Annotated in this window: 18 protein-coding genes and 1 tRNA gene; 14 read left to right on the top strand and 5 right to left on the bottom strand. The window is 64.2% G+C overall.

Annotation, left to right across the window (positions count from 1 at the left end; all coding sequences use genetic code 11):
• Nucleotides 1-86: 86 nt before the first annotated feature.
• Both OG947_RS07810 and OG947_RS07805 read left to right on the top strand, forming a co-directional pair.
• A complete protein-coding gene (locus tag OG947_RS07810) occupies nucleotides 87-1460 on the top strand; it encodes a lysine N(6)-hydroxylase/L-ornithine N(5)-oxygenase family protein (protein WP_328813598.1) in 1374 nt (457 codons plus the stop codon).
• Nucleotides 1457-1705 carry an MbtH family protein gene (locus OG947_RS07805; RefSeq protein WP_027506921.1) on the top strand — a complete coding sequence of 83 codons (249 nt, stop codon included), beginning with the start codon at nucleotides 1457-1459 and terminating at the stop codon, nucleotides 1703-1705. The genes OG947_RS07810 and OG947_RS07805 overlap by 4 nt, the downstream gene beginning before the upstream one ends.
• 3 nt (nucleotides 1706-1708) lie before the next feature.
• Here the strand turns inward: OG947_RS07805 and OG947_RS07800 are convergent, their stop codons facing one another.
• Nucleotides 1709-3178 carry a threonine/serine ThrE exporter family protein gene (locus OG947_RS07800; RefSeq protein WP_373425300.1) on the bottom strand — a complete coding sequence of 490 codons (1470 nt, stop codon included), beginning with the start codon at nucleotides 3176-3178 and terminating at the stop codon, nucleotides 1709-1711.
• Between the two features lie 203 nt (nucleotides 3179-3381).
• Between OG947_RS07800 and OG947_RS07795 the strand changes: the two genes are divergently transcribed.
• The 3 genes from OG947_RS07795 (at nucleotide 3382) to OG947_RS07785 (ending at nucleotide 5870) form a co-directional block, all read left to right on the top strand.
• On the top strand, nucleotides 3382-4473 hold the full coding sequence (locus tag OG947_RS07795) for a GGDEF domain-containing protein (protein WP_328813597.1): 1092 nt from the start codon (nucleotides 3382-3384) through the stop codon (nucleotides 4471-4473).
• Between the two features lie 160 nt (nucleotides 4474-4633).
• On the top strand, nucleotides 4634-5770 hold the full coding sequence (locus OG947_RS07790) for a GGDEF domain-containing protein (RefSeq protein WP_328813596.1): 1137 nt from the start codon (nucleotides 4634-4636) through the stop codon (nucleotides 5768-5770).
• A 25-nt stretch (nucleotides 5771-5795) separates the two neighbouring features.
• Nucleotides 5796-5870 (top strand) — tRNA-Thr (locus OG947_RS07785).
• Between the two features lie 138 nt (nucleotides 5871-6008).
• Here OG947_RS07785 and OG947_RS07780 read toward each other — a convergent pair.
• Both OG947_RS07780 and OG947_RS07775 read right to left on the bottom strand, forming a co-directional pair.
• Nucleotides 6009-7013, bottom strand: coding sequence for a tyrosine-type recombinase/integrase (locus OG947_RS07780; RefSeq protein WP_328813595.1), 1005 nt, complete (start codon nucleotides 7011-7013; stop codon nucleotides 6009-6011).
• A 293-nt stretch (nucleotides 7014-7306) separates the two neighbouring features.
• A complete protein-coding gene (locus tag OG947_RS07775; RefSeq protein ID WP_328813594.1) occupies nucleotides 7307-7804 on the bottom strand; it encodes an XRE family transcriptional regulator in 498 nt (165 codons plus the stop codon).
• 273 nt (nucleotides 7805-8077) lie between these two features.
• Here OG947_RS07775 and OG947_RS07770 point away from each other — a divergent pair, with 273 nt between their 5' ends.
• The 6 genes from OG947_RS07770 to OG947_RS07745 all read left to right on the top strand — a co-directional run bounded on the left by OG947_RS07770 (nucleotide 8078) and on the right by OG947_RS07745 (nucleotide 13707).
• A complete protein-coding gene (locus OG947_RS07770) occupies nucleotides 8078-8275 on the top strand; it encodes an excisionase family DNA-binding protein (protein WP_027506918.1) in 198 nt (65 codons plus the stop codon).
• Between the two features lie 846 nt (nucleotides 8276-9121).
• Nucleotides 9122-9922, top strand: coding sequence for a ParA family protein (locus OG947_RS07765; protein WP_328813592.1), 801 nt, complete (start codon nucleotides 9122-9124; stop codon nucleotides 9920-9922).
• Nucleotides 9909-10250, top strand: coding sequence for a hypothetical protein (locus OG947_RS07760; RefSeq protein WP_328813591.1), 342 nt, complete (start codon nucleotides 9909-9911; stop codon nucleotides 10248-10250). Before OG947_RS07765 ends, OG947_RS07760 begins: the two co-directional genes overlap by 14 nt.
• 124 nt (nucleotides 10251-10374) lie before the next feature.
• Complete coding sequence (locus tag OG947_RS07755; RefSeq protein WP_328813590.1) at nucleotides 10375-11547, top strand: site-specific integrase; 1173 nt, start codon at nucleotides 10375-10377, stop codon at nucleotides 11545-11547.
• Between the two features lie 287 nt (nucleotides 11548-11834).
• Entirely contained in the window at nucleotides 11835-13079 is a 1245-nt protein-coding gene (locus tag OG947_RS07750) for an AAA family ATPase (RefSeq protein WP_328813589.1), read from the top strand.
• On the top strand, nucleotides 13066-13707 hold the full coding sequence (locus OG947_RS07745; RefSeq protein WP_328813588.1) for an RloB family protein: 642 nt from the start codon (nucleotides 13066-13068) through the stop codon (nucleotides 13705-13707). The genes OG947_RS07750 and OG947_RS07745 overlap by 14 nt, the downstream gene beginning before the upstream one ends.
• Nucleotides 13708-13926: 219 nt before the next feature.
• Here OG947_RS07745 and OG947_RS07740 read toward each other — a convergent pair whose 3' ends face one another.
• Nucleotides 13927-16701 (bottom strand): DUF4365 domain-containing protein, encoded by a 2775-nt coding sequence (locus OG947_RS07740; RefSeq protein WP_328813587.1) that lies wholly within the window; start codon nucleotides 16699-16701, stop codon nucleotides 13927-13929.
• 278 nt (nucleotides 16702-16979) lie between these two features.
• A complete protein-coding gene (locus OG947_RS07735) occupies nucleotides 16980-17312 on the bottom strand; it encodes a hypothetical protein (protein ID WP_328813586.1) in 333 nt (110 codons plus the stop codon).
• Nucleotides 17313-17726: 414 nt separating this feature from the next.
• Between OG947_RS07735 and OG947_RS07730 the strand changes: the two genes are divergently transcribed.
• The 3 genes from OG947_RS07730 to OG947_RS07720 all read left to right on the top strand — a co-directional run bounded on the left by OG947_RS07730 (nucleotide 17727) and on the right by OG947_RS07720 (nucleotide 20032).
• Entirely contained in the window at nucleotides 17727-18089 is a 363-nt protein-coding gene (locus OG947_RS07730) for a hypothetical protein (protein ID WP_328813585.1), read from the top strand.
• Nucleotides 18090-18204: 115 nt separating this feature from the next.
• Nucleotides 18205-19182: a hypothetical protein gene (locus OG947_RS07725; RefSeq protein WP_328813584.1), complete on the top strand. Its 978-nt coding sequence runs from the start codon at nucleotides 18205-18207 to the stop codon at nucleotides 19180-19182.
• A gap of 274 nt (nucleotides 19183-19456) precedes the next feature.
• Nucleotides 19457-20032: a recombinase family protein gene (locus OG947_RS07720; RefSeq protein ID WP_328813583.1), complete on the top strand. Its 576-nt coding sequence runs from the start codon at nucleotides 19457-19459 to the stop codon at nucleotides 20030-20032.
• The last annotated feature ends 70 nt before the right edge of the window (nucleotides 20033-20102 follow it).

The following is a 20102-nucleotide window of genomic DNA, read 5'->3' as shown; positions in this document are numbered from 1 at the left end:
TGGACCAGCAAAGGCTAGGCTAAGCTGACCGACGGTCCCGACGTCCACGCGACGATCCGATCCGGGACGGAACGGGTGGGAGAAGCATGAGCAGTCCAGAAGTACTCGACGTCGTGGGTGTCGGTTTCGGACCTGCGAATCTCGCGCTGGCGATCGCGATCGAGGAACACAACGAGACGTGCGCGGAGCACGAGCGCGTCCGGGCGGTGTTCGTGGAACGTCAGGAGAGCTTCGGGTGGCATCCCGGCATGCTGCTCGACGGCGCGACGATGCAGATCGCGTTCCCGAAGGACCTGGTCACGTTCCGCAATCCGCGGAGCGGGTTCACCTTCTTCAACTACCTGTACGAACGCGACCGGCTGGTGGACTTCGTCAATCACCAGACGTTCTTCCCGACGCGGCACGAGTTCCACGACTACCTGTCCTGGGCTGCCGACCGGGTCGACGCCGACGTCCGCTTCAGTACGTCGGTCACGGACATCACGCAGGACGGCGACGTCCTGACCGTCCGGTGCGACGACGGCACAGTTGTGCGCACCCGCAACGTCTCCGTCGGCGCCGGGTTGACCCAGCGGGTCCCCGAGTGGGCATCGCTGTCCGCACGGTGCTTCCACAACCACGACTTCCTGCCACGTATGGCCGAGTTGCCGAAGCCGACCCGCGGACGGTTCGTGGTGCTGGGTGCCGGCCAGTCGGCAGCCGAGGTGGTGCAGTACCTGCACGGTCACTACCCGCACGCCGAGGTCCACAGTGTCTTCACGCGGTACGGTTACAGCCCCGCCGACGACAGTCCCTACGCCAACCGCATCTTCGATCCGTCCGCGGTCGACGAACTGCACCGGGCACCGGCCCTCGAGCGGGAGCGGCTCATCGCGCTGCACCGCAGCACCAACTACTCGGTCGTCGACATCGAGCTGATCGAGGAGCTCTACCGCGCGGAGTACGCGGAGCGCGTCAGCGGTCACCGCCGGCTGTTCATGCGCCGCGCGTCCACCATCGACGGCGTGGTCGAGACGGCCGACGGCATCGAGGTGACCATCCGGGACAGCATCGACGGCATCGCCGACACCCTCGACTGCGACGCGCTCGTGCTCGCGACCGGCTTCCGGCCCGCGCCTCTGCGCCCGCTCCTCGGCGAACTGGCGCCCGAGGACGGCGGCCCCCGCGTCGTCACACGCGACTATCGCCTGCTGGCGACACCGGAGGCCGACACCGCCGGTGCACCCGGTGTCTACCTGCAAGGCGGCACCGAGACCACGCACGGCATCACGTCGTCGTTGCTCTCGAATGTCGCGATCAGATCCGGAGAAATCCTGAACTCCATCGTTGCGAGGCGTGCCGGTGGCGCGGTCCTTGCTAGGGTCGACACCGGTTCCACAGGCGCGGCGACCCGCGCCGAGACCGACAAGGCCCGCCGGGAACGCCCGGCATCGACGTTTGCAGTGAGCGAGGCAAGATGAGCACCAACCCGTTCGACGACGAAGACGGACGCTTCTACGTGTTGGTCAACGACGAGGATCAGCACTCGTTGTGGCCCACCTTCGCCGAGGTGCCCCAGGGATGGCGCGTCGTGTTCGGCGAGGAGAGCCGGGCAGCGTGCCTGGAGTACGTCGAGAAGAACTGGACCGACATGCGTCCCCGCAGTCTCCGCGAGGCCATGGAAGAGGACGCCGCGGGTCGTCACCGCGTCGAGAATCCTTCCTGATCTCTACTTCCAGCGCGCCGCGGACCGTCTCCGCGACCTGACCGGAAGCTTCGAGCGCACCGAGTCCGCGCGGCCCAGTCTCATGATGGGTCGACGCAGGGACTCGGTGCGTTCGACTATGCGGGGGCGGCGCAGTGTGCGCGCACCCCATTCGCCCAGCGTGACGCCGCCGGCCAGTGCGCCGCCCGTGCCCACCGCCGCCAGCAGTGCGCTGAGGCCCAGCAACGTCTGATCGTTGAGCAGGGCGAAGAGGCCGCGGTACACCGACAGACCCGGCAACAGCGGGGTGATACCGGCGACCGCGACGATCAGCGGCGGAATCAGGGCGCGGCGAGCCATGAGACCACCGGCGAAGCCGACCACCGTCGCGGCGATCGCGGACGAGAGCACCGGCCCGAAGCCGACCTGCTGCGCGATGAGGAACACCAGCGCACCGGCGAAACCACCGGCGAACGCCGCCGTGAGACCTCGGCGCTCCGCGTAGCAGGCCAGTGCGTAGAAGAGGGCCGCGAAGGCGCCGGCCAGCACCTTGGTGGGCACCTGGGCGAGGTCCGGAGGCGCGACGTTGCTCATGACCGGCAGCTCGGCGCCCAGCAGCGCCGCCAGTCGCAGGGTCGTCGCCACGCCCGCGATGATGCCGCCCGTCATCATCAACAGCTCGAAGAAGCGGGCCGCGGCGGTGATCGGGGCGCCCGTGATGGCGTCCTGCACCGAGCCGACCAGCGACAGCCCCGACAACAGCACTGTCACGCCGGCCGCGATGACCTGGGACGGCAGGATCGAGATGCCCAGTTGTTCCTGGAAGTTGTACAGCGTGATGGCGGGCGCCGACGCGATGAAACCGCCGACCACCTGCTGGAAGAAGAAGGGCAGACCGGCACGGTTCAGCACTCGGCCGACGCGGTCGATCACCATCGTCGACAGGAAGCTCACGGCGGCCACCAGCACACCGCCGCCGAGCAGGACGGAGATCGCCGCGGCCATGCCCGCCCACGCCAGGGTGGCGATCCACCGGTTGTAGGGGTGCGGTGCCCGGGTGACCTCCTTCAGCTCCGCCAGCGCGACCGCCGGTGTCGGCACCTCCAGGCGAATCTTGCGGGCGAGAGCGTCCACGTCGGCCAGGCGCGTGAAGTCCATGGACCGGTAGTGCACGATGCGCATCGTGCTTGCCGGGGGGAGGGTCGGGCCGCGGTAGGCGCTGATGACGATCGAGTTGTAGGTGACGTCCACGTCGCACCGGGCCAGGCCGTACGTCGAGGCGATGAACTGCACCTGGTTGGCGGTGTCGATGGCACCGGTCCCGGCGGCCAGGGTCACCTCACCGACACGCACCGCGAGGTCGAGCACCTCCGACACGCTGGCGTCGTCGGTGAGGTCGATGGGCTGGAGCGGACTGGGTGCACCCGCCGGGGTGTCGACGATGGCGCGTCGCTCGCCTGTCATGCGTCGTAACGTCGACGCGAAGCCCTGCAGGTAGGTCATTCCTTCTCTCGGTCCGCTCTGGTGTCCGGTTGTCCCGACGAAGGTACCGGGTCCACCCGGGTGTTCCCTGACCGAGGCGGCTCACGCCCGCACTCCGTTTTCGGCGTCCGGATGCGCCCACTCGTGGCACAGTGCTGGAACCACGTCGACCGTCGGGGGGCGACGACGTCCGACCCTGCAAGGACGGCCACACCGTGCGCGTGCTCCCCGGAATCTCGGCGGCCGACGTCGACTACGAGAGCGTCGTGGCGTACCACCGCCACGGCACCGCGATCCGGCGAGCGCCGTACCTCATAGCGTTCGCATGCATCCTGCTTCTCGTGAAGACCGGTGCGGATCTGGCCACCGTCCGAGGCGACCGGTTCCGTCCGCCGATCCTTCTGGTGTGCGCAGCCGTCACCGCCGCTCTCGCGCTGTGGTGGGTCCGCGGACGAATGCCGCGCCGGTGCGGATCGGTCGCGTTCGTTGCGATCGCCGACATCGTCGTCCTGGTCCCTCTGGTGATGCTGCCGCCGTCGTCGGTGATCGTCGTGCAGAGCGTGCTGTTGCTCGCTGTCGGCAACTATGCGAGTGCGTTCCACGGCCTGCGCGTGTACCTCGTGCACAGCATCCTCGTCCTCGGGGTGACGACGGCGCTGGCGCTGCGAGCGCTCGCCGTGGGGTCCGAGAGCCTGGTCGTCGTGGCCGCGACCGCTGTGGTCATCGCGTTCGTCGTGTACGGCGGATCCACGCTGAACCACGTCTTCTTCACCCAGCTTCGCGACGACGCGGTGCGGTCCTATCACGATCAGCTCACCGGGCTGCGTAATCGTCTGGGCCTGCTCGTCGACGTGGAGAAGCAGATCCGTGACGCCGCCGGCACGCCGGTCGCGGTGTCGATCCTGTGCATCGATCTCGACGCGTTCAAGTCGATCAACGATCGGCACGGCCACGCGGCCGGCGACGAGGTGCTCAGACGCGCGGCCGGTCGGATCGCCGCGGTCGCCGGGGACGCCGTCAGCGCGCGGACGGGCGGGGAGGAGTTCGCCCTCGTGGTCGTCGGTGTGGGTGACCCCGGGCCGCAGATGGCGAGCGCCCTTCTCGACGCCATTCACCGCCCCGACGATCCCACCCCCGTCACTGCGTCCATCGGTGTGGCCACCGTTCCCCTGCCGGACGGCCGCGTCGATACTCAGGACCTTCTGGACACGGTTCTCGCCTCTGCTGATCGAGCCATGTACGAGGCGAAACGGTGCGGTGGTCATCGCGCAGCCGTCGCGACGGGCGACGACGTGCACTGCCTCTGACGACCGGAAACCGTCCTATACCTCGTTCGGTCGGTCTTTTTCGGGCTCTGTTCCCGCAATGACCGTGTCGACCGGGGATCGTGTGCCTACCATTGCGGTCGACGACGGTGTGGGGACCACCGTCGACACTGTTGTCCGTTTCGATGCAAGGCTGGCTCGAGTGCGTGTTCTCCGCGAATGGTGGTCGTCCGACATCGACTACGCGTGGGTCGCCAATTACCACCGGACCCACGCCTACCTGAGGTCGGCGCCGTACTTCATCAGCGTGGCCTGCTTCCTGCTCGCAGTGAAGACGGTCGCGGATCTGATCACAGCCCGTGACGCCGGACTCGGCGCATCCGGGTGGGTGTTCGCCGTGGCCACCGTCGTCTCCATCGCGCTCGGTCTGATGTGGGGGCGCGGCCACTTCCTGTCCCGGACGTGGTCGCTGCGCTTCGTCATCATCGGCGACGTCACCATCGCCGCGGTGCTGTTCGCGTTACCGCCGTCCCAGATCGTCGTCATCTCCGCCGCGCTGTTGGTGACGGTGGGGAACTACGCCAATGCGTTCCACGGCGTGCGCGTCTTCGTCTGCCACGAGGCCTGGGCCATCGGCGTCGCCGGGCTGCTGTTCCTCCGACTGGTGACCACCACGTCGGTGGAGGTGTCCGCCGCCGTGTCGACCCTGGTCACCGTCCTCGTCGTCCTCTTCGCCGCGTCGTCGCTCAATCACCTGTTCTTCACCGCACTGCGTGACGACGCGGCGCGCGCGTTCTACGACCAGCTGACCGGTCTCCGGAACAGACGCGGGTTGCTCGTCGACGTCGAGTCGATGCTCCGCAGCGCGCGACTCGCACCCGCCGACGGCGCCACCGTCGTGTCCGCCGTCTGCCTCGATCTCGACGCCTTCAAGTCCGTCAACGACCGCTTCGGCCACACCATCGGCGACGACGTCCTCCGCAGCGCCGCCGCCCGGATCGGTCGGGTGTCCTTCGACGCCGTCTCCGCGCGCATCGGCGGCGAGGAGTTCCTGGTCGTCGTCGCCGGCGACGAGTCGAGGGGACCGGCGGTCGCCCGCGCGTTGCTGCACGCCATCCATCGAGACGATGACGCGACACCGATCTCCGCATCCATCGGGGTGGCGTCCCTACCCCTGTCGCAGGCCCGCGGCGACACCGCCGTGATGCTCAACAGCCTGCTCGATCGCGCTGACGCCGCCATGTACCAGGCGAAGCGACAGGGCGGGAACAGGGTCAGCGTCGCCGACCCCGGAACCGACGGGGTGGGCGGGCGCCGACAGGAGGGGCTCTCGTTATGATGGTGCCGCTCGGTTCGCCGGGCACGCCTCCTTAGCTCAGTGGTAGAGCACTCGCCTTGTAAGCGAGCGGTCTTCGGTTCAATCCCGAAAGGAGGCTCCAGCTTTAGGTGCCGTGACCTGCGGTTTCGCGACTCCGCCCACTTCGCGAAAATGGGCGATAAGGCCCCGATGTCACGAGTTGTCACAAGTCGCTCGGAACTGCTTCAGAGAGGGTCGAAAACCGGGCCTGCGGAGGTGGTCAGTTTCCGTGAAGGTCTGACATCGTCTGGAGGCTCTGGGCCGCGATCTTCAGAGCGTCGTTCGGGGCGTGAGCGTACGTGCGCATCGTGAAGGCAGAATCCGCGTGGCCCAGCCACGCCGATATGACGGCTATGGGAACGTTCTGCAGGTGCATCAACGTCGCGCAGGTGTGGCGCGCATCGTGCAACCTGATCTGCGGCACCCCGGCGCGCTTACACGCCGTCTGCCAAAAGTTGGACAATGTGTCGGGGTGGTAGGCGTGGCCAAGTACGTCGCACACGATATGGGTGCCCGGCCCATAGTTCGAACCGGCAGCGGCGCTCTCGAGGTCCTGACGCTCACGGGCGGCGATCAGAGCGGCGGTCAGCACCGGGGTCAGCGGAAGATCGCGGTTCGACCGTTCGGTCTTGGTCAGTCCGTCCACGGCCTGACCCGCGACAGACACTCGGTTGTTGCGGATCGACATGACGCCGGCGTCCAGGTCGACGTCGGACCACCGAAGACCGCAGATTTCACCGCGGCGCAGGCCGGACAAGGCCAGGTTCCACGCGTGTCCCACTCGATCGGTCTGCGCGAAAGCCAACATCTGGCGCATCTCCTCGACAGAGAACGTTCGCATCTGCGGCTGGGTGCGCGGCAGTCGATCCACCAACAAGGCGACGTTCCGCACCAGCAGTCCCTGTTTGACGAGGTCGGTCAGCACCGCCGAGATGATGTTGAGCATGGGATTGATGGACTGCGGGCTCCACGGTCGACGCACCGAATGGGGTGTCATCGGTGTTCCGCCGGCGGCGAGTGCGGTCACAAGCGAGTCGAGGTGGCCCTTGGTCAATCTCTGTACCGGCATAGATCCATGGAATTGCCTCAGCGGTTCGAGCGCGTGCCGATAGGCGTTCTTCGTCGTGGGTCTCACCCGCCGGCCCGCGAGCCATGCCTCGCAGACTTCGTCGACGGACAGAGCGCTACCCGAGACGTGAACACCACGGTTGACCTCGTCGGTCACGCGGGCCAGATACGCGCGAGCGTCCTTTTCGGTGTCGAATCGCCGTCGGGACTGTGCTCGCGTCGTGTGCAGATACGTGGATCCGTCAGGTCGCAGGCGCGGTACCTCTCGCGTCCCTGCATCGACAGTGACCTGGTATCGAACAACGTCTTTCCCTGTACGGCGATCGATGACCGAGATTTTGCGGATCTGCGGAGGTAGTTGGTTTCTAGCCATCGACCGACTGAGCCGAACTGGCAGCGAATCTTCTCAGTGCCTCCGGAATCCGCGCCGCTCGCATACTCGATAAGCGATCAGCCACGGGGGAGTCCATCTCCGACAGTCATGCCGAGTCCGGCCATGGTGTCCCGATGCGCTGCCGTCTGCTTGAGCGCGTTCTCGTAGATGATCTCCAGGGCTTCGATCTGGTCGGGCGATTCGTTGTTCTCGAGTGCCCTTTGCAGCTGCTTGCGTGCGCTACGCATCGCGGTGATCGAGCGGTGCCATTCGTGAGTCAGCGTCGTACGGTCTCTGCGGACGTCGAACTGGCGGCGCACGAACACCGGAACCGGCTGCCCGGTTGCTTCGTCGGACCATCCCGACTCCTCGAGCATCAACAGGCCGCTTTCCCCTCCCACCCACCTGACGGCGTCGTGGGATTCCTGGGAAACCCCGGGGAGCACGTCCACAGTTCCGCGGGGAAGATCAGGGAACAGCAGCTGGGCCGGTGCTACGTCGAGCGCTGCGGCCAGTGTGAGGAGATCGGCGACGTCGAGCCCCCTCCGCCGCCCTGTCTCCAGGTCGGAGATCACCGCCCTCGATATGTGGTGGCCGAGCTCGGCAGTGCGGTCGGAGAGTGCCTGCCCGGACATCGGCGGGGTCGCCGACGTTCGGAGCCGGCGGACCTCGGCCCCCGTTCGATCCACGATCGCTTGGGCCCAGCTTTGCGTCATGAACACGCACTCTACCGCCTTCTCCTAGTTCTCTTGCGGTGATTACACGCGTCCGCTAGTTTGTGGTGGAACCACGTGGACGCACCGTATTCAGCGGAACGAATGTGGTGAATCAACGCAGCGGAGGGTGTCATGACGAGACAGCTGTTCAGCGTGCAAGAGGGTATGGACCGCACCGGCTTGGGCCGGTCCAACTTCTTCAACAAGCTCGCATCCGGTGAGATCAAAAGCATCAAGGTAGGCAAGCGCCGCCTCATACCGGATACCGCGATCGACGAGTACATCGAACGCCTCGAGGCGCAGGCATCTTTGTCGACGGATGTCGCGTGAGCTGAGGTACTGCCCGAACAAAACGACGCCCTCGGCGCATCTCGGTGTCACCAGCACCGAGGCCGAGGGCGTCCAAACCGCCTCACATCAGATCGGAGGTTCTTGCATTCGACCTTAGGTCATTCCTGCTCGTCCTTCAATGATGATTATTGACGGGACGAGCCGCACATCAGCTATTCGGCTGATGGTGCTGAACGCTGGGCACCTTTTATGCCCGCGTCCGTCGTTCTCTGGCAGAGCCCGACGATAACCAGCCTGCCGCCGTTGCCTGTGCACCCTGTAGCGATCCCCGGAGACCGGCCCCGGGCACCATGCCGTCGACTGATCATTGATGACGTGGCGATACCGAAAGCCACGCGCCCATCCGGGTGCGGGGCCAGAGGGCGTGGAGCGGACAACGTGGGTGCGGACATTGGGGGTAACCCCTGGGGGGTCCGGGTGTAGCAGCACGTAGTCCGATGCAGTAGACGGGACCACCCTCAATGCCATCAATTTTGAGGTTCAGTGATCGAAGACCGAATCCCTGGTTCTCTCAAACGGTCGACTCGGGTGCGGGTTCGATGACAACACTCCGAATAACCAGTGATTGCTGTATCGGCAGTGTTATCAGCAATGACCGCTATCCCAGTAAAGGTGGCATTGCTGGTATTACGTCCCGTGCGGGTGTCACGTCCCAGTCAATCATTACCAGTATCGGACTTTTCGCTGGTGTGGCATGCGTGGAGGCACCCGCCGCCACTCCTCCGATACGGCCATCACTTGCTTTTAGTCCTTTACCCGTATTGCAAGCATTGCAGGTAAGGGAAGTTTCACTCTTCAGAATCACCGACACACGAGAGGACACACATGTCACACAACGTAATTGCCTTCTGTAACCAAAAGGGTGGCGTGGGCAAGACGACGACCACCTTCCACATCGTTGATGCTGCCCGTCGCGCCGGCCACCGAGTTCTGGCACTCGACATGGACCCCCAGGGAAACCTGAGCACCGTCCTCAGCGCCGGTGAGCCCACACCCGGCGACGCGGGTATGGCGGACGCATTGTCGGACCGGTCTACCGCGACCCTCGCCGACGTCGTGGCGCCGTCCATCTGGGACGGTGTGGACCTGGTCGCCACCGACCCGAACTCGGAATCTCTCGCCTTCGTGCGGGATGAGCTGATTCTCGGCGGCGCAGGACGCGAGCGGCGACTCCGCGATGCGCTGGAGCCACTCGCTCCGGAGTATGGACTGGTGGTGATCGACTGCCCGCCGAGTCTGGACCTGTTGACGATCAACTCTCTGGTGGCGGCCCGCCGAGCGCTCGTGGTCAGTCAGTCCGCGCTCTTCTCCGCGAACGGTCTGGCACGGCTACGACGCACCATCGACGTGGTGCGCCGCAGCTACAACCCGACGCTGGAGCTGGTGGGAGCGGTCATCAACCTTCACGAACGCAACACCATCGCTGGTCGCGAGCAGCTGGCGGAGATCGCCGACTGCATCACGATCGTTGGCGACCCTGTACCCAAGCGGGTTGTGTTGAAGGATTCCTCCGAGGCGCAGACCAGTCTGCTCGACTGGGGGACGACGGACGCCCGCAATCTGGCGAGCATCTACCGCCGCACGTCGGAGTTGCTCATGGAAGGTGTCGGCCATGGTGCGTCCTGAGCGTCTGAAGAGCAGCCTGGGCAATTCGAGCCCACTTGACCCGGTGTCCGAGGTGGCTTCAGTTACGGCCGCCGCTGCTCCAGCGCCACCGGCGGGGGACAAGCCCGCCAAGACCAAGCGGACGTTCTACTTCTACGTCGAGACCAGTGAGCGACTCCTGAATGCGGCCGAGGCCCTGATGGCTACACCGGGAGCGCCACGCGGCCCGTCCGACCTTGCTGCAGAGGCGGTGGAACGGTACGTCGATTATCTGGAGGCCACCCACAACGAAGGCCGACCGTTCGCACAGCGAAGCGGGCCGCTTCAGCGGGGGCCGCGCGTTCGGTAGCTCGCTTTGATAACGCCGGTTGTTGGGCCCGTTAATTTCACTTAACGCACCATAAGCTCTGAATTGCCAGTTCAGCGCACTTTTGGCCCGCAAATTTGTCTAGCGAGAGGTCTAAGCTGCGAATATGGACTTCCGACCAGCCGAAACGGTTCCGGTGGATCCTTCGGTGACTGCCCAGGGACGCTCGGGCAGCGCGGCGGTCCCGACAATCCCCGCTGCAGTGGCCACACGGATCGCCGGGGCGGTAGAGTCGTCCCGCTCGGCCGGCACCCGCCGCGCCTACGGATCCGGTTGGAGACGGTTCACCGACTGGTGCATCCGCAACGGGCACGCCGCGCTCCCGGCGCACCCCGTCACTGTCGCTGCGTACCTGGTCGACGCTGCCGATACCGTCACCGCGGCGGGGGAGAGGGCCTACGCCGCCAGCACTCTGTCGGCATGGGCATCAGCGATCAACCACTTTCATCAGACGGCCGGGCACGCCTCACCCACGAAGCACTACCTCGTCACGGCTGCGCTCGCGGGTATCCGGCGGCAGTACGCCAGCGCCGGCGATCGACCCCGCATCCAACGGGCACCCTTGCTGGTGTCCGACATCCGGCACCTCGTCGACACCGCCCGCGCACAGTGCGACGGGTGGGCCACTGAGGTCTACGAACGCCGCGACACCGCGCTGTTGCTCCTCGGGTTCGCGGGCGCGTTCCGCCGCTCCGAGCTTGCGGGCCTCGAAAGCCGCGACGTCAGCCTTCACCGCGAGGACGGTCTGCACATCCGGCTTCGCAAAACCAAGACCGACCAGGAGGGAAGAGGCATCATCCGGGCACTCCCGACGACTGACTCGCACACCACCTGCCCACCCTGCGCGTACGTGCGATGGGTCCAGGTTGTGTCAGCCTTCGACGCAGGCGGCCGCCCTTCCGTTATACGAATACTTCGTGGTTGCGAGGGATTTGACAACCATATTTGCCGAGGGGTAGCCCCACGCACCACCCCACGTGCACCGCTGTTCCGTGCGATAGCCAAGAACGGCAACCTCGGCACCACGCCCTTGTCCGGGGCCGCGATACATAAGACCATCCGTCGCCGCGCCGAACGCGCCGGTTATGACGCCACACTGACCGCACAGCTAGGTGGGCACTCGCTCCGATCCGGGTTCGTCACCCAAGCCTTCCGAAACGGCTCGGACGCACACGCCATCATGCGACAGACCGGTCACGCCACGCCTGCCATGCTTGAACGCTACGCACGCGAGAACGCTCCACTGATTGGTAACGCGGTGACAGAAATTGGTCTGTAGTGCGTGCTTACTCATAGCCGGTTCACCCAGGTCGGCCAGGGGCTCGTAGCTCGACCTGACCGGAGCCGTGTCAAGCGATGAGCGGGCTCAACGAGGGCCGGATCAGCCCTTCGTCCAAGTTTGCGCATACAATCTGCACAAATCGCGATCAACGCAAGCTCTACCGAAGGGTGTCCATGCTACTGAGATTTCGAGTCGCCAACTACAGATCGTTCAGGGACGAGGTGTCGATCTCTACCGTCGCGACGAGGCTTGACGCTGGTCAGGGACTGCCGACGAGGGTAGCGGTGGATCGAACAACCGTTGACGTTCTGCCGGTTCTGGCAGTTCTGGGAGCGAACGCATCCGGGAAGTCCAACCTGCTCCGCGCGATGGACTTCATGCGGGACTTGGTGCTGGAGTCCGCCCAGCGTCCCCCTATGGAGGGCATGCCGATAGACCCATTCGTTCTCGACCCAAATTATCGACAACGACCAACTCTGATGGAAATTGATTTCACAATGCAGGGGGAACGTTTTCAGTACGGCTTTGAAATTGATGCGAACAGGGTTATTGGCGAATGGCTGCACACATTTCCACACAAGCGGACCCAGGTGCTGTTTGATCGAGACGAGAACGAAGATTATCAGTGGGGCAAGAACTTACCACCGCGGACACGGACGGTCGCCGGGCTCACGCGCCCGGATGTCCTTTTCTTGTCAATGGCAGCAAATTTGAATAACGAGTTGATGTTGCGAATTTATTCATTTTTCCGCGACAACTTAATTCTTCTCGACGTGCCCAACCGTGGGCATGTCAGTCCTCCGACGGTGAGAAGACTCCAAGGTAAGCGTCGCAAATCAATTGACATGCTTGCGCTCGCCGATCTGGGTATCGTAGACGCGAAAGTTACTAAGACTCGGTTATCTGAAGAACAGCGGCAGCATTACAGGAAGTACATCGAAGAGTCATGGAACCTGACTCCTGGCGCGACCGAAGACGAGCGGGCGGCAGAAATAGAGGAGGTGCTACTCAATATCGAGAAGAGTCAGAATGACAGCAACCCTGTCGTCGAAATGATTCACCGAGGACCAGAAAACCGTGCAATATCTCTGCCGTACAATGAAGAAAGCCTGGGTACGAAGTCTTGGTTATCATTTTCCACGTATGCGTTGGACGCGCTCGAAAACGGCTCTGTTCTCCTGGTTGATGAGCTGGATGCGAGTTTGCATCCAATACTGCTGCGCGAAGCAATCGAACTTTTTCAGTCGACAGCCAATACGCGTGGTGCACAACTGATTTTCACCACTCATGATGTGACCCTCTTGGGTAGGGATCTTGACGGGCATAGCTTGTCGCGAGGTCAAATATGGATGGTGGAGAAGAATTCGGGTGGGGATTCGACGCTAGTACCGCTGTCAGACTACAAGCCCCGTAAGGGAGAAGACCTAGCGCGTGGATACCTTCAAGGACGTTACGGGGGAACCCCACGTATAGCGCGTAGTACGGTCGCTCGGGCTGCCGTGGGGGTTGGTACCGATGGCGACGCGTAGAAACCGATCGAACTCCAGCCTTTCGCGCAAGGTGGGTCAAAAAAATCCCAAGAAACGCGTTATGGTTGTTTGTGAAGGTGAGAAGTCTGAGCCTAATTATCTCACGTTGATACATCCGAAGGTCAAGAATTCGATCATTGATTTAGTTCTTGTAGACGAGCGAGCAACGTCTCCGAGAGAATTGGTAGACAGAGCATGTCATGAACTAGATGTTTCGACAAGAACCGCGAAAAGAACAAGGGATCCGAATTCGCGGATCGATGAGATCTGGTGCGTGTTTGATGTCGATGAGCACCTGTATCTCAAAGAGTCAAGGCAAAGGGCGGAAGATAAAGGAATAAAGACTGCGGTTTCGAACCCGTGTTTAGAGGTCTGGCTCTTGATGCATTTCGCTACTCCTGGTGGGTTTCTTGACAGGAAAGAGGCTTTGCGCAAACTGAAGGATAATATGCCGGGTTATGAGAAGAACATCGTAGACATAGAGCCGCTCATTGGTAAGTTCGACGAGGCAAAGAAGCATGCGGAGTTTCTTGAGGCAAAACATCTACGCGATGAAACACCGTTTCCGCAGGACAATCCTTCGTCTAACATCTGGGAGTTGGTCGACTCTCTTGACGCGCGTTACTGAGAACACCATTGTGGACTCAGCGCACACGGGTTTAGCGAACCTCGCGGTAGCGCGATCTGCGGTGACAGTCCAGTGTCGTAGGCCCTTGCCGGACGGTTGCCGTTCTGAATTGACTTCGGGACGCAAGGCGGTCCTGCCGATGGGACACATGCCGATCCATGAACAGCGGTTCAAATCTTCAACCCGATGAACAGACGGATGGCGCGTAAGGTCGGGTAATCACCGATTTGCTGCCAAGGCTGCGGTCGCGTCGGAGCGTGCGGCGGCGGAAGGGCTTGAAGCCAGTTTCTGAGCGAGCGATGCCGTCATATCGTTCAAAGGAGTATGTCGCAACGCGACCGCGACCATTCTTGACACCAGTGTTCCCGCGTTGGGGTCTAGTAGCCGCGTCAGCAGTGCGTTGGCGGCGACGTGATCATGGCCGTCGACGGTCCAACGCGCGAGGCAGTTTGCCACCACTGCTCGTACCCATGGGTCGGTGTCATGCGCCATCACGGCGAGCGTGTGCATCGCTGTACTCGGTTCCTGCTGCGCCACCACAAGCGCGGCAGCGGCACGCTGGTTCGGACTGCCCCCCATGAGCGCCCACAGTTCGTGGTCGTCCAACGAGTCCGGTGAGAGAACACCCAGGGCCGATGCGGCGTCGCTTCGAATGTCGGTGCCCCCAAAGAAGGGGTGCTCCGGTTGTGCATCAGTCATGAGTGTTCTTAGAACCGGCACTAGTCTCTCGATCACGTCTTCTGGGATTCGGCCCGCGTGACGACGCAGAGCCTGCAGAGGCGCTTTGAGCTGGTGCGTAAACACTGAAAAATGCGTCAGCAGTTGCTCGATCTCGGTCCAGTGCGCGCGGGTCGGGTGCCAAACGTTGAGAAGGATCAAGGTACCGGCGGCGTTTCCGTCTCCGAACGTTCCGCTGCCTTGGTTCAGTTCGGCGATCTGTCGGCTGATCCGGTCTTCGAGAACAACTGCGAGGCTGTCAACGATAGATGGTGGCAGGTCTCTTACATCTCCATAGGCCTGGAGGGCGCCCAAGTCACCGTCGGCTATCTGATCCAGCAGATTGGTGCGACGGTCAGCATCGCGCGCCGCTAGTACTTCGGTGACAGCTTCTGTGAACTCGAAGTTGTCAGTCGGGCGAATCGACCGCCCCGACAGTGCCGCGATGCGCGGTGGGGTCCACGCGTGGTCGGGGATCGACTGGATTATTTCGGCGTATTCATGAGCAATGGATTGATCGTCGACCTCGGTTGCAGACACGATCATCGAGACGACTTTGTCGACCGCGGTCGTCGACGCGGCGGGAACGACTGCTGCTAGCAATTGGCGGATGCGACGGACCGAGTGGTAGGTCGTGATGATCCCCGCGGATGCAGCCACCGGGTCGGGTAGCACGTCGAGAGCCCAGTCGATGCATCTGTCAGCAGTCGACTCACTGATGACGTCAGCTCCATGAATGATGAGCTCCACGCCAGCATCGAGGGTCGTTCGGGTGGAGACGGACAAGTCGAGCGCATCGGCGGTGTCTTTTACCGCTGAGGTCGGTCCTACGTCGAGTAAGTGAGGTACCGCCAGCTTGAGCGCGTCGACGTCCCCGGCGGTGTATAGAGCTTCGAGCGCAGCACGAAGATGTTTGGCTTCCGTGCCCACAGTGGCGCTGCGTTTGGCCAGCTGAGCAAACGAATGACGCCACGCGGCATGATCGGCGGCAGTGCCGGCGATCAAGGAGGCTGCGCGTAGATGGTTCCAGGGCTGGCCGCTCACTCTTGTGACGGCACCGCGTCTAGCTCCCCATCGCGTGAAGGCTTCGTCGGCTGTGTACTGCAGTCCGGACGCCATGTCCTGCGTGCGCCACCACGATGCATGGGTGTCGCGGTTGGTGATCGCTTCGCCGACGTTCTGGTTCGACCAGTCCGTGAGCTCGAACATGAGGTTGGTGCCGGCGCCCGCCAGGGCCAGTGCCGTCGGGTCCTGAGAGTGCGTGTGGCGCAGCGCTTGTACTTCCACCGCTGATTCTCGGGCGTCGTCGAGTTGACCGGTGTCGGCCAGACATCTGGCGAGATGCATCGTCAGCCATGCGTGGTCGACTGGTGAGGCGTCGTCGTATGCGAGTGTGCGCCGGAGTGCGTCGAGAGCTTCTGTGGGGTTACGCTGTTCGATCAGTAGCGCCGCGGCCAGTGCTGTGGCAGCGGCGCGTTCGGCACCCGTGGCCGCGGTGGCAATGAGGCTGGACACGCCATGGACCGCGTTGTCGGCTCCGGTGATGACTGCATCGTGGAGTGCGGCGTAGAGCTGCCATTGCCAGTTCGGTGATGTCCTGCAGTGATCGACGGTGGGGACCAATGAGGGTCGCCCGGGTCGTTCCGACAGGTCGTCTCGTCGCATCTTGATCAGACATGCGATGCCTTCGGGAGCGGTGAGTTCGATGGTGTGCAGGTTCGGGTGCGGTGCGACCAGGCGAGGCGTGAGCAGCGCGTAACGCAACCGGTCATGATGCAGGAGTTGGTGCGCACCGGTCCACGCGCTGCCCTCCCAATGTGGTGGTAGCCGGCCAGCGGTGGCGATTCGGACGAGTTCGTCCACGGTGCTCGGTGCAAGTGGATTCGTCCGAGGGATCAGGATCTTGTAGCCGTTGCCCGTCGAGGTGACGTTCGCTTCGGTGACGTGCACCCAGGTGGACTGTCCTGTTTCGGGGTCGTGCAGAACGATGATGTGCGGCACCTGGTGGTTGAGCCAGTAGTCGAAGTGGTCACCGTCCGACTCGCGGAACCACCATCCGTCGACAGCACCGTCATCGCTGCGCGAAGTCGAATAGAACTGAGTGATGCCCGACTTGACCTGTACGCCGAGCAGGGATCCGAGATCCCAGCGTCGGGAGTCTCGCGCGGCGACCCAGAGGTCGGTTCCCAGGTCGTGTTCGGTGGGGTTCGGCGCTACTCCCCAACCCAACGCAACGAATTGTTGCGCGACCGCCAGCTCGCCGGCGGAGCCCGTCAATCCAGTTTCACTAGCTCGCACCGGGTCCGCTCGCATTCTGGGTTGTAGATGGTTACTCAGAGCATGTCAGTCGTCACCGACTTCCTCGTAGGATCTGAACCCTAGTGCTCGCGACCACGGGTGGCGCCGCAGAACTATCGCGCTGCTGTTGTGGTGGACCGCCTCGGCGGAACCGCGGGTCAGGAGCCCCCGGGTATGCGAGAACGCGTCGAGAGTCGATCGAAGAACGAGGCGCGAGAACGATGGCTGAGGCACGGTGCGTTACAGCGCATCGGGAGTCAGAGCATCGAGCGTGTCGTGACGTCCCGGATCGATGCGAGCAATTGAACGGGCGTCCCGTCCGGGCTCTGGACCAGGGCGATCAACGCGGTGGGTGTCTCGGCGGTGAAGCCGGTGTCCTCGCCGGCGTCGTAGGTGGCGAACTGACTCATCTGGCCGTGTCTGTCGACGTCCATGCACGCACTTCTGCGTCCGCGCCCGAAGGTGGCGACTCGGATGAATTCCGACGCTCCCCGCCGCATCACCGGCGGCCCGAGGCTCTCGCAGACCCATCCGAGGTCGACGAGAACCGCGAACGGGTGGTGGGTGAGAAACTTCTGGCTAATCAGCATGGGCTCGAGTGTGCCGTTGGGTACCGACACGTCCGGAGCACCGTCGGATGCGCCCAGGGTGCCGAATGCCGGCGCCCGTGGACGTCGTTTCGGTCAGTGCTCGCGGGCTGCGCTCTTGGCGGCGTGGCCGATCTCCGCTCGCAGCGCCGCGTACTCGGAAGGTCCCGCGCAGCTCGTTGGGGTCGATGCCGGTGCTGGGCACGCCCCTGCCGCACGAACTCGTCGTCGACACCGTGGGCGCGATCACGTTGTCGGACAACATCGCCAGGCCACTGTATTCGGGCGTCGACCGCGTCGCCGTGTCTGCAGAACAGCGGTGCAGCCGACACGGAACAGTCAAGATCGACCTGACTCGCCGGCCTTGTCCAAGCGAGGTCCGCTGTCTCGGCGAGCAGGCGGCGTACGGTGACCGTCATGGGGACACCCGTTGACCAGCAACGCGACTCGGCACTCGGTGTGCCCCGTGCAGCGGTCGACGACGCGGTGCGGGTGCTGCACGACCGCCTCGACGTCCTGCTCGACCGGTTAACCGATTCGGTGATGGGCGCTCCCACAGCGGGTTCGGCGTCCTGGCGGGCCCGATTCGGTGCCCAGGGTGCGCTCACCAGCGCTGTTCGGGCGGACGATCGCACCGCGGTGCGCGCGATGATCGCCGCCCGCGCCGGCGTCGTCGACCCCGCTGCGCCCCCTTCGGGTCACCACCGCGGCACTTCGGGGGCGGTGTCACCGCGCCGGCGGCGGCCGCGACCGGATCCGGCGCAACTGTCGATGTTCTGACCCACTCCGCCCGCCGCGCTCGCAACTACACGGAACAGGTGTCGATGCTTTCTGTTCGGGTGTGCCCTGGCAGTGGGGTCGAGGGTGTCGGGGTGCGGCGATAACGTCGTCGATCATGGCGGAGGGTGCTGATGTTCCGGGCAGGTACCGGTACGAGTGGGCGCTGTTCGCGGACTGGTGCACCGCCGCCGAGGTGAGCGCACTGCCGGCGTCACCACTCACGCTGGCAGTGTTCCTGGCCGAGAATCCCGCCGGGGACGCTGCCCAGCGTCGGCGGGTGGCGGTCGTCAACCGCATCCACACCGCTGCCAGGTGCCCCGCGCCGGGAACGGTGACGGCGATCCGTCTGCAGCTCGACCGGGCCCGCACCGACCGGGCAGCGGTGCTGCGGGCACGGGTGGCACCGATCATCGCCGAGCTCCCGGTGGTGGGGTGGCCGACCGGGATGTTCGGGCGCCGCGACGCGGTGATCCTCGCCCTGCACGCGGCGGGGTTGCGTGCGGTCGACATCAGCCGCCTCGACCGGCGGGACATCACCATCGTCGGGGACGGTGTGCGCATCGGTGGTCGACACCAGCTGCACCTGTACCCCGACGTCGACAGCGGCGGTGAGGCGGTCATCGACTACGTGGCGGTGTGGCGGCAGTGGGAGCAGGTGCTGCGGATGGTGCAGGAGCACCCGTCCACTCGGGTGCTCGAACAGTACCTGCGGGCAGGCGCGCTTCCCGACTACGACGGACGGGATGTGTCGGGGCCGGTGATGGTGCCGATCGACCGATGGGGCGCGGTCCCGCTCCCGCCGTGGGCGATGACACCGGCGGCGATCACGTCCGTGATGACCAGCCACCTGGCGGGTACACCCGCACGACACCGACCTCTTCCTGCGCGCCCCGGACCGGCAAGGTCGTCGGCGGAGCCGTCAGCGGTGCCCGGCGATGACGCCACGGCACTGTCCGACACCTATGCGGCGGGTGTCGCGGCCCGGTCGGCGGCGCACACCGCGCTCGCCGACGTGGGGGACGTCCTCGACGAGGTGGAGGACCGTGCGGAGGAACTGCTGCGCCGCACCCTCGCCCTGCTCGACAACCTCTGACCGGAGTCGTCGCCGGGACGTCGACGAGGCGCCGCCCCGGGCAGCGCCCGCGTGCGCAGGGACACGCAGAACTCGCCGACGACACGTGGGTGATAGCTCAGCTAGCAGAGCTGCATGGGCACCGGGGTACGGCGAGGAGCCGGTTCCGTGCGAGAAACGAACGTTTCTGGCGCAGGTGTGCAGCCTAGTTCTGCTGATCGATCGACCAGGGGCGGCCGCGTGCCAAGAACGTGAGCGGAACCGATCGTGTCAAAACAGTTCGTGTCGGTGAGTTGTGGCAGCCTTCGATCCTGTGGGACACAAATACGGCTACGCCAGGGTCTCGACGACCGAACAGACCCCCGCTCTACAGAGCGATGCTCTGACGGCCTTCGGGTGCGAACGCCTCTTCATCGACACCGTCAGCGGATCTACCACGACGAGGCCGGCGCTCACTGAGCTCCTCGCCACGCTTTTGCCTGGCGACACGTTGTGCGTCTGGCGGCTCGACCGACTCGGTCGCAATCTGCCGCACCTGATCGAGCTCGTCGATGGACTCAAAGCCAGGGGAGTGGCGTTTGCATCCGTCACCGAACAAATCGACACCAGCACCGCCAACGGCGAGCTCGTCTTCCACATCTTCGGTGCCCTCGCCGCCTTCGAACGCCAACTGCTCCGCGAGCGCACCAACGCCGGCCTCACCGCAGCCCGCGAGCGCGGGAAGATCGGAGGCCGCCCACCCGCACTCTCACCGGCCAGAAAGCGTGAGGCCACCCGAATGCGCAACCAGGGCAGCACAGTCGGTGATATCGCCGACGTGCTCGGCGTCAGTAAACGAACCCTGTACCGGCACTTCAGTGAAAACCACTGACGGGAAGACCCCTACCTTGCGCCGATCGACGGTTCCCACGGCACTAGAGTCAGAGCGTCAGTAGACGCAC

Origin of the sequence: Rhodococcus sp. NBC_00297, from assembly GCF_036173065.1 — a bacterium.
Classification (GTDB): domain Bacteria; phylum Actinomycetota; class Actinomycetes; order Mycobacteriales; family Mycobacteriaceae; genus Rhodococcoides.
This window is presented reverse-complemented; position numbering and strand designations above follow the sequence as displayed.

Bases quoted from the DNA above. Each gene is read 5' to 3' on its own strand.
- OG947_RS07810 (WP_328813598.1), top strand. From the start codon at position 87: ATGAGCAGTCCAGAAGTACTCGACGTCGTGGGTGTCGGTTTCGGACCT.
- OG947_RS07805 (WP_027506921.1), top strand. From the start codon at position 1,457: ATGAGCACCAACCCGTTCGACGACGAAGACGGACGCTTCTACGTGTTG.
- OG947_RS07770 (WP_027506918.1), top strand. From the start codon at position 8,078: ATGACGAGACAGCTGTTCAGCGTGCAAGAGGGTATGGACCGCACCGGC.
- OG947_RS07765 (WP_328813592.1), top strand. From the start codon at position 9,122: ATGTCACACAACGTAATTGCCTTCTGTAACCAAAAGGGTGGCGTGGGC.
- OG947_RS07760 (WP_328813591.1), top strand. From the start codon at position 9,909: ATGGTGCGTCCTGAGCGTCTGAAGAGCAGCCTGGGCAATTCGAGCCCA.
- OG947_RS07755 (WP_328813590.1), top strand. From the start codon at position 10,375: ATGGACTTCCGACCAGCCGAAACGGTTCCGGTGGATCCTTCGGTGACT.
- OG947_RS07745 (WP_328813588.1), top strand. From the start codon at position 13,066: ATGGCGACGCGTAGAAACCGATCGAACTCCAGCCTTTCGCGCAAGGTG.
- OG947_RS07735 (WP_328813586.1), bottom strand. From the start codon at position 17,312: ATGCTGATTAGCCAGAAGTTTCTCACCCACCACCCGTTCGCGGTTCTC.
- OG947_RS07730 (WP_328813585.1), top strand. From the start codon at position 17,727: ATGGGGACACCCGTTGACCAGCAACGCGACTCGGCACTCGGTGTGCCC.
- OG947_RS07725 (WP_328813584.1), top strand. From the start codon at position 18,205: ATGGCGGAGGGTGCTGATGTTCCGGGCAGGTACCGGTACGAGTGGGCG.